Annotated in this window: 10 protein-coding genes; 6 read left to right on the forward strand and 4 right to left on the reverse strand. The window is 35.8% G+C overall.

The genetic code is table 11. From position 1 onward, the window contains the following. Positions 1 to 142 precede the first annotated feature (142 nt). Complete coding sequence (locus P2086_RS17095; RefSeq protein ID WP_317897976.1) at positions 143 to 1,321, forward strand: Lcl C-terminal domain-containing protein; 1,179 nt, start codon at positions 143 to 145, stop codon at positions 1,319 to 1,321. A gap of 142 nt (positions 1,322 to 1,463) precedes the next feature. Here the strand turns inward: P2086_RS17095 and P2086_RS17100 are convergent, their stop codons facing one another. Then, complete coding sequence (locus P2086_RS17100) at positions 1,464 to 2,405, reverse strand: hydrogen peroxide-inducible genes activator (RefSeq protein ID WP_317897977.1); 942 nt, start codon at positions 2,403 to 2,405, stop codon at positions 1,464 to 1,466. Between the two features lie 105 nt (positions 2,406 to 2,510). On the opposite strand from P2086_RS17100, the gene katG reads away from it, so the two are divergent. The 4 genes from katG (at position 2,511) to P2086_RS17120 (ending at position 8,312) form a co-directional block, all read left to right on the forward strand. After that, positions 2,511 to 4,703 (forward strand): catalase/peroxidase HPI, encoded by a 2,193-nt coding sequence (gene katG, locus P2086_RS17105; RefSeq protein WP_317897978.1) that lies wholly within the window; start codon positions 2,511 to 2,513, stop codon positions 4,701 to 4,703. A 181-nt stretch (positions 4,704 to 4,884) separates the two neighbouring features. Beyond that, the gene (locus P2086_RS17110) at positions 4,885 to 5,268 is read left to right on the forward strand and encodes a hypothetical protein (RefSeq protein ID WP_317897979.1); all 384 of its coding nucleotides are present in this window, start codon (positions 4,885 to 4,887) and stop codon (positions 5,266 to 5,268) included. A 134-nt stretch (positions 5,269 to 5,402) separates the two neighbouring features. Continuing rightward, the gene (locus P2086_RS17115) at positions 5,403 to 7,715 is read left to right on the forward strand and encodes a SpoIIE family protein phosphatase (RefSeq protein WP_317897980.1); all 2,313 of its coding nucleotides are present in this window, start codon (positions 5,403 to 5,405) and stop codon (positions 7,713 to 7,715) included. A 126-nt stretch (positions 7,716 to 7,841) separates the two neighbouring features. After that, complete coding sequence (locus P2086_RS17120; RefSeq protein WP_317897981.1) at positions 7,842 to 8,312, forward strand: OsmC family protein; 471 nt, start codon at positions 7,842 to 7,844, stop codon at positions 8,310 to 8,312. Positions 8,313 to 8,331: 19 nt separating this feature from the next. Here the strand turns inward: P2086_RS17120 and P2086_RS17125 are convergent, their stop codons facing one another. The 3 genes from P2086_RS17125 to P2086_RS17135 are packed head-to-tail and all read right to left on the reverse strand — an operon-like array spanning position 8,332 to position 14,328. Next, positions 8,332 to 12,741, reverse strand: a complete 4,410-nt coding sequence (locus tag P2086_RS17125; RefSeq protein WP_317897982.1) for an efflux RND transporter permease subunit — start codon at positions 12,739 to 12,741, stop codon at positions 8,332 to 8,334. Next, the gene (locus P2086_RS17130) at positions 12,741 to 13,808 is read right to left on the reverse strand and encodes an efflux RND transporter periplasmic adaptor subunit (RefSeq protein ID WP_317897983.1); all 1,068 of its coding nucleotides are present in this window, start codon (positions 13,806 to 13,808) and stop codon (positions 12,741 to 12,743) included. The genes P2086_RS17125 and P2086_RS17130 overlap by 1 nt, the downstream gene beginning before the upstream one ends. Before the next feature lie 13 nt (positions 13,809 to 13,821). Next, positions 13,822 to 14,328, reverse strand: coding sequence for a MarR family winged helix-turn-helix transcriptional regulator (locus tag P2086_RS17135; protein ID WP_317897984.1), 507 nt, complete (start codon positions 14,326 to 14,328; stop codon positions 13,822 to 13,824). 121 nt (positions 14,329 to 14,449) lie between these two features. On the opposite strand from P2086_RS17135, the gene P2086_RS17140 reads away from it, so the two are divergent. Further along, entirely contained in the window at positions 14,450 to 15,487 is a 1,038-nt protein-coding gene (locus P2086_RS17140) for a TolB family protein (RefSeq protein WP_317897985.1), read from the forward strand. Positions 15,488 to 15,935: the final 448 nt, after the last annotated feature.

Raw genomic sequence — 15,935 nt, forward strand, 5'->3', positions numbered from 1 at the left:
AAATTTAATGTGAATTAATTATTATTTCTCAAACCAGCCTGTGCCAATTTGAAAGATTTTTTATTTTTAATACGAATTAAAAACTAAACATAAATTCAAAATAAACTAGATAAATAAAAAATAAACGACTAAAAACAAAACAATGAAAAAATCAATTTTAAATTTAGCATTCTTGCTGTTAGGAATTATTAGTTTTTTAGGCTGCAAGAAAAAAGACAAAGACCCCACATATTCTAACGCATCAGTGGTAACAGATTCAATTTCTGGCATTACTGCTAATTTTGTTTATGGTTACGGAGAAGTAAAAACAGATGGTTCTGGCGAATTATTTGTCGATATTCTTGATAGAGGTTTTGTCTGGAGCACTTTTAGTAATCCCACGTATGGCGGAACAAATTGTTATAATGTGGATGAAGGTGGGAATGGATACGGCTCGTTTTGGTTTAAATTAGAAACAGACATGAAGGCCGGTACAACTTATTATGCAAAAGCTTTCGCCAAAACAAAAGATGGATTTCTTTATGGAAATGAATTAAGCTTTAAGACTCCAGAATTATTATTACCAACTTTAATTTCGCAATTTGCGTTTGATATCACAACTAACTCTGCAATGTGCACTGGTAATATTATTTCAGACGGAGGTAGTGTCTTAACAGCCCGTGGTATGTGTTGGAGTAAATCACCAAATCCAACACTGTCTAATTTTTCAGCATTTAACGGCGTTGGTACAGGGACGTTTAGCAGTTCGTTAACAGGTCTTTCATCAAATACTACCTATTATGTGCGGGCTTACGCAACAAATATTAAAGGAACGGCTTATGGAAATGAAATTATCTTTACAACTAACGTAGGTGTTGGCGATAGTTATCAGGGAGGAATTATTGCCTATGTTTTGCAAGCAGGTGATATTGGTTACGACTCAAATGTACCACACGGTATTATAGCAGCAACAACAGATCAAAGTGCTTCTGCACCGTGGGCACTTACCCTTACTTCAACCGGAACAAATGCCCAAACAATAGGCTCAGGTAAAAACAATACAAACACAATTGTTAGCAATCAGGGTGCTGGAACTTATGCCGCGGCTTTATGCGACAATCTGGTATTAGGTGGTTATAGTGATTGGTTTTTACCAAGCTTAAATGAGTTAACAAAATTGTACCTCAATAAAGACAAAATTGGCGGATTTGCGGTTGCCTTTTACTGGAGCTCGAGTGAAGAGAACACCAACACCGCTTGGGCACAATCGTTCAATTCCAACTCCCAAGCTCCTGGTACTAAAACTACTAACTACAATGTAAGAGCGGTGCGATATTTTTAGCACGTATAAGTAACGCGCAAATTTGCGCCTTTACAATACTATCCTGTATAAAAAGACTCTGGGAAAATTTCCTGGAGTTTTTTATAATTGAAATTTCACCCTTCACAACAGAAACTCCTATATTTTTTCCAATAGACCTTCATCAACGATCAACGCTAATTTCTACAATCTTTTTATCATTCAGATTGTGCATTGCTTTTGGAACAATATTTAAGATTTCAGTTTGAAGTGTTTTTATGAGTTTTGTTTTCAGATGATCACGATGTGTAACCAAACTCACCTCGCGCGCTGGACTAGGATCCCTGAGCCTTTTCACCAATTTCATTTGTGTTTTCGAAAACTCCATCACAGCTAATTCAGGTAAAATAGTGACACCGTCGCTTTTATCCACCATTCTTTTTAAGGTTTCTATATTACCTGTTTCATATTTAAAATTAAGATTAGAGTATTTTCTAAGTTCACATAAATTCAATATCTGAGATCTAAAACAATGTCCTTCTTCGAGTAACCAAAGTTGATTGGGATCAATTTCAGTTGCTAACACATATTTTTTTAAATGCAGTGCATTTTTTTTAGAAACGTAAATAAAAAGTTCTTCATAAAACAATATGTCTTCTTTTATGGAACTGTCCTTTAATGGTGTAACCACAATTCCACAGTCTAACCGGTTGTTTTTTAACTCATGAATAATGTCTTCTGTAATCGTTTCCTTAACGATAAGATTTACGTTTGGATACTTCCCTCTGATAGCTTTAAAAAGGTTGGGTAGCAAATACGGTGCGAGTGTGGGAATGATTCCTATGCGTAGTTCACCACTCATAGTATCCTTTTTTTCTGAAATAATCTGACGAATCATTCCTGCTTCACGCAATACAAAACGTGCTTGCGCAATTATACTCTTACCAAGTTCGGTGGGAATCACAGGTTGTTTTGTTCTGTCAAATATTTTCACCCCCAACTCTTCTTCCAATTTCTGAATTTGCATGCTCAGTGTTGGCTGCGTTACAAAGCATTTCTCTGATGCTAACACAAAATGTCGGTAAGTATCAATGGCAACTATGTATTCGAGCTGAGTTAGAGTCATAGATTTTAACTATTACTTTATAAATATAATCAATTTGATTTATTTAATATTATGTCTTACAATTGTCTTAACATAAAGTTCTGCTATTCATTAAAACAAAAAAATATGGAAAACAACGCAACTTCAACGTCATCTGGTAAGTGCCCGTTTAATCATGGGGCTCCGAAACAAACTGCAGGATCTGGTACCCAAAATAAAGATTGGTGGCCTAACCGATTAAATTTAGGAATCCTTCGTCAACATTCTCAGCTTGCAAGCCCTTTGGATAAAGGATTTAACTATGCTGAAGAATTTAAGAAATTAGATTTGAAGCAAATAAAAAAAGATATTTTTGATTTAATGACCACCTCGCAAGAATGGTGGCCAGCGGATTACGGACATTACGGCCCTTTGTTTATTCGTATGGCTTGGCATAGTGCCGGCACATACCGTATTTCAGATGGTCGCGGAGGTGCGGGTACAGGCAATCAGCGTTTTGCTCCTGTAAACAGCTGGCCAGATAATGGTAATTTGGATAAAGCGCGTTTCTTACTTTGGCCTATCAAACAAAAATATGGTAACAAAATCTCATGGGCAGACTTAATGATTTTGGCTGGCAACTGCGCCTTAGAATCTATGGGCTTTAAAACGTTTGGATTTGGTGGCGGGCGTGAAGATATTTGGGAACCCGAACAAGATATTAATTGGGGAAATGAACATGAATGGTTAGGTGACAAGCGTTACAAAGGCGACAGAGAATTAGACAATCCTTTAGCTGCTGTGCAAATGGGATTAATTTATGTGAATCCTGAAGGACCTAACGGTAATCCTGATCCGATTGCTTCAGGAAAAGATATTAGAGAAACATTCGCGCGCATGGCCATGAACGATGAAGAAACAGTGGCGCTTGTAGCTGGTGGTCATACTTTTGGAAAAGCACATGGTGCAGCTAGTGCGAGTCATGTTGGATCAGAACCTGAGGGAGAGAGTATTGAAAAGATGGGCATGGGTTGGCTAAATAGTTATGGTACAGGTAAAGGTGGAGATGCGATCACCAGTGGCATAGAAGGCGCGTGGAAACCGAATCCAACCACATGGGATAATGGTTATTTTGAAACGCTTTTAAAATACGATTGGAAATTGAGCAAGAGTCCTGCCGGAGCTCACCAGTGGACGCCGACAGATGCAAGTGCAGCAAGCACGGTGGTGGATGCACACGATCCTAAAAAACATCATGCTCCAATGATGACTACTGCAGATATGGCTCTGAAAATGGATCCAATTTATGCACCCATATCAAAACGCTTTTCTGAAAACTTTGATCAATTTGCTGACGCATTTGCAAGAGCTTGGTATAAGTTGACACACCGTGACATGGGACCTATTGCGCGTTATTTAGGTGCAGAAGTTCCTAAAGAAGAATTAATTTGGCAAGACCCAATTCCTGCAACTAAAATTGAATTAAACATGGCTGACATTACCGCACTAAAAAATAAAATTCTATCTAGCGGACTTTCTATTTCTGAATTAGTTTCAACAGCTTGGGCATCTGCTTCCACTTTCAGAGGTTCTGATAATCGTGGTGGTGCAAACGGAGCCCGTATCCGTTTAGCTCCACAAATTTATTGGGAAGCAAATAATCCTACACAATTAAATAAGGTATTGGCAGCCTTAGAAAAAATACAAAAGGAATTTAATGCAGGTAACAAAAAAGTTTCTATAGCCGATTTAATTGTGTTAGGTGGATCTGCTGCAGTTGAAAAAGCCGCGAAAACTGCCGGTCATGATCTTTCTGTTGATTTTATGTCTGGCAGAGGTGATGCGACAATAGAACAAACCGATGTTGCTTCCTTTGCCGTTTTAGAGCCAAAAGCGGATGGCTTTAGAAATTACAAAAACGCAAAATGTAATTTGGTTACAGAAGAAATGTTAGTAGACAAAGCGCAATTACTGAAATTAACCGCGCCAGAAATGACTGCTTTGGTTGGAGGAATGAGAGTTTTGAATGCGAATTTTGATGGTTCAAAACATGGCGTGTTTACAAAAAATTCAGAGACACTGAGCAACGACTTCTTTGTAAATCTTCTCGACCTGGGAACCTCCTGGAAAGCGACCGATGACAAAGGTGAATTTTTTGAAGGATGTGATCGCAAAACAGGTGCAGTAAAATGGACCGCAACACGTGCTGACCTCATCTTTGGTTCGAACTCAGAATTACGTGCCATTGCAGAAATTTATGCCTCAAGTGATTCTAAAGAAAAATTTGTAAAAGATTTTGTAGCCGCATGGGTTAAGGTGATGAATTTAGATCGCTTTTAATTTGTTATTCAAAAAAATATAGTTGGTTAAAACATTTGCGGACTCTTTTAAAAAAAATGCGCCTGTGCATTTACTAATTTTTAAAAGAGTCTTCAAAGCCTACTGAAAAATAAACTTGTTGTTGACAAGCCTGAAAACAATTGAACAGATAATCATAGTCAGCTAAATAGGTTTAAGAAAAATGAAATTTAGACTAGCAAGGCATACTAATTCAATCGAAGAATTAGCAAACTTTTATGTAAAAATCATTGGCCTAGATTTGTTAGATGAATTTAAAAACCATTCTGGTTATGATGGAGTTTTTATAGGGAAAAACAACCTAGACTGGCACCTTGAATTCACTCAGACAATTGAAAAGGTTAATCACACTTTTGACGATGATGACCTTTTGGTTTTTTATCCTGGCACTCAATCAGAATATGATGAAATAATTGTTCGAATAAATAAAAATAACATAACTCATTCCGTTCCAAAAAATCCATACTGGCAAACAAATGGAATTACAATCCAAAACCCAGATGGGCATTATGTGATTATTTCTAAGCAAAGAATAAACGAAATCTAATAAAATCTTAGATTTCCACTTTCGGATTATTGCTTTCCTATTAATGATTAATATTGGAAACGAAGAAAATTATACTTTTCTTCGTTATACAATTTTAGTCCTAAAATTTAAGTTTTAGACCAATAGCCCAAATCATGAAAAATTTTATTACAAGCAAATGGATACCGGTGGTTTTCGCAAGTATATTCATTCTATCACTCTTACTATTAAGAGTAGTTGGAAGTTTGACGGAAGAAGTTGTAGTAATTCTTCTCTCAGTAATATACGTACCAATGATTTTTTTGTACTTCCCTACGCTAGCAATAGTATCGATAAAGACAAATCATCCAAAAAAACACCAAATCATTGGTAATATTGGATTATTTTGCTTGATCCTCTGGTTATTAGGATTAATCTCAAAGATACATTTGAATTGGTATGGTTCACCTTTACATATTATTGCAGGTTCTTTTATTTTTCTAACTTCATTTCTTCCCGCATGGTATGCTTTAAAAATTGCAGAAAGCCAAGCAAAACTTAAACTGTTTTATTTTCTACTCACTAATTTTTATGGCGCGCTTATACTATACGGATGTTCAAGTACTCAACACTTTCCATTTTGGGAAAACACAATGTATTTTTGTTTTTTTTCTTCTATTGTTCTTCTACCGTTTCTTATTTATCATCTTATAAAAGGTAATATTCAATTTAATTTTAAGAACAATTTTACTTTCATTTTTTTCATCGCCTATATCCTTGGCATGCGTCAAATGGTTTACATGAGGGATTTAAGAAACAGTAGTGTTAATGTTAACCAGGAAGAAGCAGAAAAGAACTTCACAATTAATGAGCGCAAAGCTAATTTTATTTATGAAGCATTTAGTAGTACTCATTCCAGCGATTCTCTTTTTCTATCCAACTATGCAAAAGTAAAAACAATAAAAACTGCTGGTGATTCACTTCAAAAATATGTATCCGATTTAAAATCGGTTTTGGTTGTCGAGGTAGCAGCTTTGTCCAAATCGGTAGCAGATACCATCAAACTGAAAAAAATCTCTGCGGCTGCGAAAGCGAATTATGATATTCCAACAAACATACTATTCGATAGCATTCCGAAATTTAAACATATTGAAAACTATAATATCTACTCACTTAAAAAGAGATTGTTAAGCTTTTCTGATACTTTAATTTCACTATCACCTCAAGAATTTAAAACACAGTTAAAACAATATAACCCTATTCAAATTGTTGACCAAAACGACTATGAAGACGGTATGCAGTTAACTTGGGAGGTTACACAATTCTCCCACCGGCCGCTTGGTATCATCTATACGCAACTCACGTCTATTCAAAGCGATATTTTTGCGGCAGAAATACTGGTAATGAATGAACTGTTCAATAAAGCCAACCAAAACCGAAAAGAAAACTTAGCAGCGCAATTAACCGAGGTTTCTTTAAAATATGAAACAGAAAAAAAGGAAAAACAAATAAGTTTATTAGAAAAAGATAAAGAATTGAATGATGCAAAACTCATGGCAAAAGACGTCGAAATTTCACAGACCCGCGAAACACTCATTTACTTTGTTTTTGCCTTAGTTATATTTGTTGTATTGATTGTGTTTGTTATCAGAGCCAACCTTCAACGCAGAAAAGCTAATCAGCTTTTAACACAACAAAAATTGGAGATCGAAAAACAAAAACATCTGGTTGACGAGAAACAAAAAGAAATTGTGGACAGTATTACCTATGCCAAACGTCTACAGCACGCCATCTTACCCCCGCAGGAATTTATTAATCAATTTGTACCTAATAATTTTGTTTTATATAAACCTAAAGACATTGTTGCTGGTGATTTTTATTGGGCGGAACAAGTAGGCGATAAATTTTTTATTGCTGCTGCAGATAGCACAGGTCATGGTGTTCCGGGGGCAATGGTTTCGGTGGTTTGTTCCAATGCGCTCAACAGAGCGATTAAAGAATTTAAACTAAATGATACTGGAAAAATACTGAATAAAACGAGAGAATTGGTTTTAGAAACCTTCGAGAAAAGTTCAAGCGAAGTAAAAGATGGGATGGATATTTCGCTATTCTGTATCGACAGTAAAAACAAAAACATTTTCTGGAGCGGAGCAAATAATCCGCTTTGGTACATTCAAGACAATGAGCTCAAAGAAATAAAAGCCAACAAACAAGCTATTGGAAAGACAGACAATCCTGTTCCATTTACAACACATCAAATCGACTATAAAGAAAATACTTTGTTTTATTTATTCACGGATGGATTTGCTGATCAATTTGGTGGCGCCAACGGTAAAAAATTCAAATACAAACAATTTGAAGAGTTACTCGTTTCAATCAGCAGTAAACCCATGCAGGAGCAATCCGACATTATTAATAAAATATTTGAAGATTGGAAAGGGTCACTCGAGCAGGTTGACGACGTTTGCGTAATTGGGATAAAAATATGACGCAAACGGAGGAGCTTGTCCTGAGCTTGCCGAAGGAATGTGTGTGTGATTGGAATAAGAATATGATCTTCAAATACACTACAGAAAGCTCTTCAATTATTATACTCAAAAAATAATTTAGAAATCATGACACACGAACACCATTACAAACTCACTACCGTTTGGCAAGGTAACAAAGGCGAAGGAACAAAAAACGTAAAAACGTATGACCGCAGTCACACCGTGACGATTGCTGGAAAACCTCAACTTCATTTAACAACAGATAATCCAGCAGTAGGTGACAAAACAAAATTAAACCCGGAAGATTTATTGGTGACAGCCATATCATCTTGCCACATGCTTTCTTACTTATATGTATGTGCACTGGAAGGAATTGTCATTACTGACTATACCGACACTGCCACTGGAATCATGATAGAAAAGAAAAGTGGTGGCGGTAGTTTTAAAGAAGTAACCTTGAATCCTGTTTTTAAAGTAGCGAATAGTTCCATGAAAGAGAAAGCGATTGAATTGCATCACAAGGCACATGAAATATGCTATTTAGCTAGTTCGATAAATTTTGAAGTGAAGTGCAGTCCTATCTGCTTGGTAGATTAAAGTAAATTCAACTCACCGATTATTTCACCAAACTGCCATTTACACGCAGTAATTCTGCCTCAGCAATTTTGATAGCATAAAGTGCATTTATATACCGCACTTGTGCATCTTCTAAGTTTTTTTGAGTCTCTATGGTTTCTAAAAGATTAGCCTTTCCAATTTTGTAACGTTCAAGGGAAATACTTTGCACCTCTTTTGAATCAGCCAGATTCTGCATTTCCATATTCACAATTTGTTTGTTCAGTAAAAACGCTTTATAACTCACGTAAACCAATCCATCTATTCGTAGTTGCGTTTGTTCAGTAACGTAGCGTTGATTGAGTGCTAATATATTTCTCTCTTTAACTAAACGATTATTTTTATTTCCATTAAAGATCAACCAACTTGCCGTTAAGCCAGCGTTTAAACCACTTTGGCGGTTTAAAAATACAATTCCGGCTTGACTTGTATTCCGCGTAAATACATAAGCGCCGTTTAACTGTACAACTGGTAAATTTGCCGAACGTGCTTCGTTTACACTTTGAGAAAATATTAACTCGTTTTGTTTTGAAATTAAAATAGAAGAATTATTTTGGACAACACTCTTTTTTAAATCTTCCAAATTAGGATTGTAGTTAACAACTATGGAATCAGCTGTGGTGTAATCCGCATCAGCCTGTTTAGCGAGGAGTGAGTTTAATTGCACTTTAGCATTTAATAAATCGAGTTCTAATTGTGTGATAGCACTCTTGGCTTTATTTTCATCGGATCGTGTAAGAAGTAAATCCACTTTTGAATCAGAACCAATTTCCAATTTTAGTTGTGCTATTTTTAAACGCTCTTCATACATTTTTAAATTCTGCTTATTTGCCTTTATAAGTTCGTTAATTTTAACAATGTTGTAATACGCGACAATAACATCATACACGGTATTCTCCATTTGTTGTTTAAGTTGAATGGATGATAGCTCCTCATTTAAACTCAATCGCTTTTTTATGGCAAACATTTTAAATCCGTCAAACACATTCCATGCAGCGTTGAGAGAGGCACCAGTATTGTTTGTGACGGCCCCTGTTCTGTCCTGAATAGTTCCTGTGTTAAACTCCTGATGAGAGTTCAAACTTGCTACATTTAAATTTCCATTTAAACTCACAGTTGGAGACATACCAGCACTACCCATATTATTTTGTGCCTTTGCTATTCCTTGTTGATTCTTTACAATTAATACGGAATAATTTTTCTCTAAGCTAATTTTAATCGCATCTTCTATTTTAAGCAAATCTTGTGCTGAAGAACTGAAACCAAAAATGCTAAAAGATAAAACCAGTATCAGTCCACTTGCCGAAAAATTTACCTTCGCAGAACTTCTTCTCTTAAAAAAACGTTTGACCCAAAAACGCACTTGAAATGAAAGTAGCACCATTGCAGGTATTACGAACAAAGTGAGAATCATGGATAACAACAAACCACCAATAATCACGATACCCATTCCCATTCTGCTTTCCGAACCTGCTCCAAATGCCATAGCAATCGGAAGTGCTCCAAGCATCGTAGCAAGGCTTGTCATTAAAATCGGACGCATCCTTGAAGTAGATGCTTGTATTAATGCCTTGCGAACCGTTAAACCTTTTTCACGCAACTGATCATAAAACTCAATGATTAAAATACCATTTTTTGTAACGAGTCCGATGAGCATGATAATTCCAATCTGGCTAAAAATATTTAAGGTTTGATTAAAATACCAAAGAGAAAAAACCGCGCCTGCAAGCGCCATTGGAACCGTGCATATAATTATTAAAGGAGATCCAAAACTTTCGAACTGAGCAGCGAGTAATAAATAAATCAATACAAGTGCCAATATGAATGCAAACAAAACATTGCTGCTACTTTCTGCAAAATCACGTGAAGCACCTGTTAAAGAAGTCGTAAAACTATCATCTAAAACCTCTTTGGCAATTTTATCCATTTCCTTAATACCATCGCCAATTGTTTTACCTGGTGCTAAACCAGCGGTGATGGTAGCGGATTGATAACGGTTATAGTGGTATAATTGTGGTGGACTACTTCTCTCTTCTATCGTAATAACATTATCGAGTTGAATCATCTCTCCACGACTATTTCTCACATACAATTCTTTAATATCCGTTGGATCATCTCGCTTTTCGCGGTTCACCTGACCCACTACCTGATATTGTTTGTCGCCTTGAATGTAATACCCAAAACGCTGACCACTTAATGCTAATTGAATAGTCTGCGCAACATCGGCAATAGAAACTCCCATGGTCCTGGCCTTGTCTCTATTAATTTCAATAACCAATTCGGGTTTATTGAATTTAAGATTTACGTCTACTAAACCACCAAAAGTTGGATTCTTATTTGCTTGTTCTAAAAACAGTGGAAGTTTTTCGCGTAACTTTTCAAAATTCTGCGTCTGTAAAACAAACGCTACAGGTAAGGTTCCACGCGGACCACCACCAGATGAAATAGATTGTTCCTGAATGATAAACACTCTACCTTCAGGGAACTGTGATAAATTTTTAGTAAGATAGGCGGCGATTTCCGCTTGTGATCTTTTACGCTTGCCCGATTCGGTAAGAGCTAAACGACCAAAGCCGGTATTTACAGCACCAGAACCCGCAAAGCTTGGTGCACTTACTGTTAAACAAACTTGTTTTTCTGGAACAGAATCGGAAACGAAATCAGAAATTTTATCCATTAAATTATCAGTTACCTCGTACGAAGTTCCCTCCGGTGTAGTAACCATCATTCGTAACCAGTTACGATCTTCTAAAGGTGATAATTCAGATTGCAGTTGAGAACCAAAAAATAAAATTGAACCGAATGATGCAACAAGAATTATAATTGCCCACCATCTTTTTTGTAAGAATCGTATAATTGTTTTTTTAAACCAAGCATCGAGTGCAACAAAAAATGGTTCAGTCGCATTATAAAATCTGCCCTTTTTAGTAGGATCTTTTCTAATTAATTTGGCATTCAACATAGGAGTCAGTGTAAGAGACACAAAAGCAGAAATTAAAACTGCTCCCGCGAGAACCACACCAAACTCACGAAATAATCTTCCTACAAATCCCTCCAAAAATATTACCGGCATAAACACAGCCACTAACGTAAGGGACGTAATAATTACAGCTGTATAAATTTCACGCGTTCCTTCAATGGCGGCTTCTTTGGGCTTCATACCTTTTTCAATTTTCTTAAAAATATTTTCAGTCACAACAATCCCATCATCTACAACCAAACCAGTGGCCAATACAATTGCTAAAAGAGTAAGGACGTTAATGGAATAATCCATCAAATACATAATAAAAAAAGCACCCACCAAAGAAACCGGAATGTCAATAAGCGGTCTGAAAGCAATGATCCAATCTCTAAAAAACAAAAAGATAATGATGATGACCAACGCTAACGCAATGAGTAAGGTTTCTTTTACTTCAATGATTGAGTTTTTAATAAAACGGGTATTATCGAGCGCAATGTTGATGTGATAATCTTTTGGTAAATCTTTTTTAAGCAATTCATAACGTTTGTAAAATTCGTTCGAGATATCGAGGTAGTTCGCTCCTGGTTGTGGCACTAATGCAAGACCTACCATAGGGACACCAGAATTTTTTAAAATGGTTTCCTCATTCTCTGAACCCAATTCTACTTTAGCTACATCTCTTAACCTTACAATATTACCTGCATCTTCCTTCACAATCATTCTTTCAAACTCAGGAACAGTGGATAATCTGCCAATAGTATTTACCGTTAGTTCAGTTGCATTACCAGATATTTTTCCAGAAGGCAAATCAACATTCTCACGATCGAGTGCTAGTTTTACGTCTAATGGCGTAAGGTTATACGCAGCTAATTTATCTGGATGCAAACGAATACGCATCGCAAAACGACGTTGTCCCCAAATCTGCACCAAACTCACACCAGAAATAGTTTGTAGATTTTGAGCTATCACATTTTCTGCATAATCACTTACTTCCAATAGAGAACGCGTATCACTCAGTAATGTCATCGAAACAATTGCATCTGAGTTTGCATCAGCTTTTGAAACAACAGGGGGTGCATCAATATCTTGTGGCAACTGACGAAGTGCTCTTGATACCTTGTCGCGTACATCATTCGCAGCGGCCTCTAAATCAGCTCCTAAATTAAATTCTACGGTAATGTTGCTTGAGCCTTGATTCGATGAAGCAGAAATAGAACGAATACCATCAATACCATTAATTACTTTTTCAAGAGGCTCAGTAATTTGTGATTGAATCACATCGGCATTTGCACCGGTATAACTCGTCCGCACTGTAATAACAGGCGGATCGATGGATGGGAATTCTCGTACCCCTAAATAACTATATCCAATAGCCCCAAATAGGAGTATAAACACCGACATAACAACGGCAAGAACAGGGCGATTTACGCTTAAGGAGGCTATGTCCATTAGTTAACCGATTTTAATAGTTTGAGTTTAGAATCATTTCTTACCGAAAGAAGTCCAGTTGTAAGCACAGTGTCATTAACCATTAGTCCTTTAATAATTTGGATTTTATCATCCGTGCGTACTCCAATCTCAACCTGAATTTCTTCCGCAGTGCCATTTCGGTTCACAAATAGTTTTTGTCCCTTCAATGTTGCAATTACGCATTCTGTTGGAACCATTAAAGCATTGTTTGTTTCCCCTAGGTTTACAAATACTTTTACAAAACTTCCCGGATAAAAAGTCTCTGATCCATTATAAGAAGCCCTGGCTTTTATTGTTTTGGTAATTTCATCCACCACTGGTTCTATCGCATAAATAGTAGCCGAAAAAGTTTTTGTGGTTTTCAAATTATCGTTTGAAAAATTAACCCTTACTCCTTTTTTGAAAAAACTACTGTATTTTTCTGGAATAGAAAATTCAACGAATAAGGGCTGTAATTGAACTAAAGAAGCAATTGGCGTAGTAGCATTTACATATGAACCTTCGCTAATATTTTTTAAACCCACTGCTCCATTAAAAGGTGCAACAATATTTGTTTTAGCTAGTTGTGCTTTCGTGTATGCTTCGTCTGCTTTATAAGTAGCGACTTCGTTTTCTTGCATGTCATAATCTTCCTGACTTATGCCATTAATAGCAAGAAGTTTTTTTAGACGGGCAAGTTTTTGTTCTGATAGTTTTAATTGCGTTTGAGTTTTTAAAAGCTGTGCTTCCAAATCGGCACTATTTAACTTCACTAGCAGAGCACCTTTGCTAACTGTTTCACCTTCTTTAAAATAAACAGCTGTAATTTTTCCAGCTACTTCAGGCAGAATTTCAATTTGATTGAAGGCACCAATTTTTCCGGTTGTAAATACATCGTTACTAAAAGAAGTAGATTTAACCACAAAATAATTCACAGCGACCGGTAACTTTTTCTTTTCTTCTGGCGACAATCCTTTCTCTACTTTTTTGGCAAAGAAAATAAATTTAGAAGCGACTAAGAGTCCTAAAATGCTAATAACAATTATCCAATTCGGTATTTTTTTCATAGCGGGTGTATGTTTATAGTTCAGAGTTTATTTTTTGTTTACCCTTCTTTAGGGTTTTTTTATAATTGAAAAAAAGATCGTTAGAAGGTAAGACCTTTAAATTATCGGTCAAACTGGATAGCACACTTATAAAAGTGCTTTTATCCTTTTTAGAAATTGATTTAAAAATTTCTTCGTCTAGAGCATTAAATGACTTTACTATTTCTTCTGTACGCTTTTGTCCTTTTTTAGTAAGAGTAATAAAATGCTGTCTGCGGTCATCAGGATTTACAGCGCGTTTTACATAATCCGCTTTTATAAGATAATCGATTACCTTAACCATGGCGGTTTTATCGATAGCCAAGTGGTTACAAATACATTGCTGATTACAACCATTGTTTTCACTTAAGAAATAAAGAATTGAAAAATAGCGCTCAATATCAAGGTCTTCGAGGCTCTTACTTATAACACCGTAATAGAATTTTGAGAGAATAAGTGCCTGCGTTCCTACAGGAATATTTTTATCAATTTGTTTTTTCAAGGATAAAGGTTTAATTGTAAAATAGTTTGTAAATGTAACTAATATGCATTCTGAGATTTCGATTTTATACCTTTTTAACTCTCGTCTTTTGTAGGTATATTTGCAGCTTTTATAACCAGACATGAGATTTATTCCTTTTTATTTAACACTTGTTTTTTTCAGCTCATTAGTTTCACAAAACGAAAAACACCTTAAAAACCTTACCATGCTAACACATGGTGGAGATAATGCTGAAGCCTATTTTAGTTACGATGGTAAGTTTGCTTCCTTTCAAAGCAATTATTCAAAATGGGATTTAAAGTGTGATCAGATTTTTAATCTGGATCTTAAAAAAGCAGCTCTCGATTCAAGCTACAAACCACCTATGATTAGTTCGGGTAAAGGAAGAACAACCTGCAGTTATTTTTTAAAGGATGGTAAACATATTTTATATGCCTCAACCTTTAAAGGTGGTAATGAATGTCCACCCGCGCCTGAAACAAAAGGTAAATACCTTTGGGCAGTTTATAAAAGCTTTGATATATATGTAGCCGATTTAAAAGGCAACATCACGCAACAACTGACAACAAGTGACGGGTATGATGCAGAAGCAACAGTATCACCTCAAGGAGATAAGATTGTATTTACAAGCGATAGAAGCGGTGATTTAGAATTATGGACTATGGATATTGACGGTAAAAATCAAAAACAAATTACTTTTGGCTTGGGGTATGATGGCGGTGCTTTCTTTTCTCCTGACGGGAAACGTTTGGTATTCAGAGCATCACGTCCCACTGAAGAAGCAGAAGTAAAAGAGTATAAAGAACTATTGTTACAAGGACTAGTTGCTCCAACAACAATGGAAATTTACACGTGTAATGTAGATGGAAGCGATATTAAAAAAGTTACTTCTTTGGGTAAAGCAAACTGGGCGCCTTTTTACCATCCAAGTGGTAAAAAAATAATTTTTTCAAGTAATCATCACAGTACAAAAGGTTACGATTTTCAACTGTTCATGATTAATGAAGACGGAACAGGATTAGAACAAATTACGAATCAAAGTATGTTCAATGCCTTCCCGATGTTTTCACCAGATGGTAAAAAACTCATCTTTTCTTCTAACCGCAATAATGGTGGTACACGTGACACTAATTTATTTATTGTTGATTGGGTGGAATAAGTAAACTCATTCATAAATGCGATTCATAAAAATGAAGGTTCGTTAATTTTGACGGGCTTTTTTTATTTATAATTTACTTTAATGTTTAATAAATGAATGGGATTTACAATAAATTACCTACTAGGGTTTCCAATTCTTCCAAAGCATCCTAAAAGGATGCAGATTAGAAAATGCTTAAAAACAATTTAAAAGAACGTTTTCAAGCTGCCTATTTAATACTTTTGATGCAGCAAAACCCAAAATCACTTGTCTAATCAGTAAGTCCATTTAATCTGTAATCGCCTGTAACAAAAGAAACTTCGAACACGTCTCATTAAAAGAAAACAAAGAATTCGCTTTAGAAATCACATCAAAAAAGAAATAATTTCCATGACTAGGGGTTAACTCTTTTAGGGTTGTCTTAATGAAAATTTAATATCACATACAAAACCACACACAAACAACAAAA

It is taken from the genome of Aurantibacillus circumpalustris (assembly GCF_029625215.1).
Taxonomy (GTDB): domain Bacteria; phylum Bacteroidota; class Bacteroidia; order B-17B0; family Aurantibacillaceae; genus Aurantibacillus; species Aurantibacillus circumpalustris.

Bases quoted from the DNA above. Each gene is read 5' to 3' on its own strand.
- P2086_RS17095 (WP_317897976.1), top strand. From the start codon at position 143: ATGAAAAAATCAATTTTAAATTTAGCATTCTTGCTGTTAGGAATTATT.
- P2086_RS17100 (WP_317897977.1), bottom strand. From the start codon at position 2,405: ATGACTCTAACTCAGCTCGAATACATAGTTGCCATTGATACTTACCGA.
- katG (WP_317897978.1), top strand. From the start codon at position 2,511: ATGGAAAACAACGCAACTTCAACGTCATCTGGTAAGTGCCCGTTTAAT.
- P2086_RS17110 (WP_317897979.1), top strand. From the start codon at position 4,885: ATGAAATTTAGACTAGCAAGGCATACTAATTCAATCGAAGAATTAGCA.
- P2086_RS17115 (WP_317897980.1), top strand. From the start codon at position 5,403: ATGAAAAATTTTATTACAAGCAAATGGATACCGGTGGTTTTCGCAAGT.
- P2086_RS17120 (WP_317897981.1), top strand. From the start codon at position 7,842: ATGACACACGAACACCATTACAAACTCACTACCGTTTGGCAAGGTAAC.
- P2086_RS17125 (WP_317897982.1), bottom strand. From the start codon at position 12,741: ATGGACATAGCCTCCTTAAGCGTAAATCGCCCTGTTCTTGCCGTTGTT.
- P2086_RS17130 (WP_317897983.1), bottom strand. From the start codon at position 13,808: ATGAAAAAAATACCGAATTGGATAATTGTTATTAGCATTTTAGGACTC.
- P2086_RS17140 (WP_317897985.1), top strand. From the start codon at position 14,450: ATGAGATTTATTCCTTTTTATTTAACACTTGTTTTTTTCAGCTCATTA.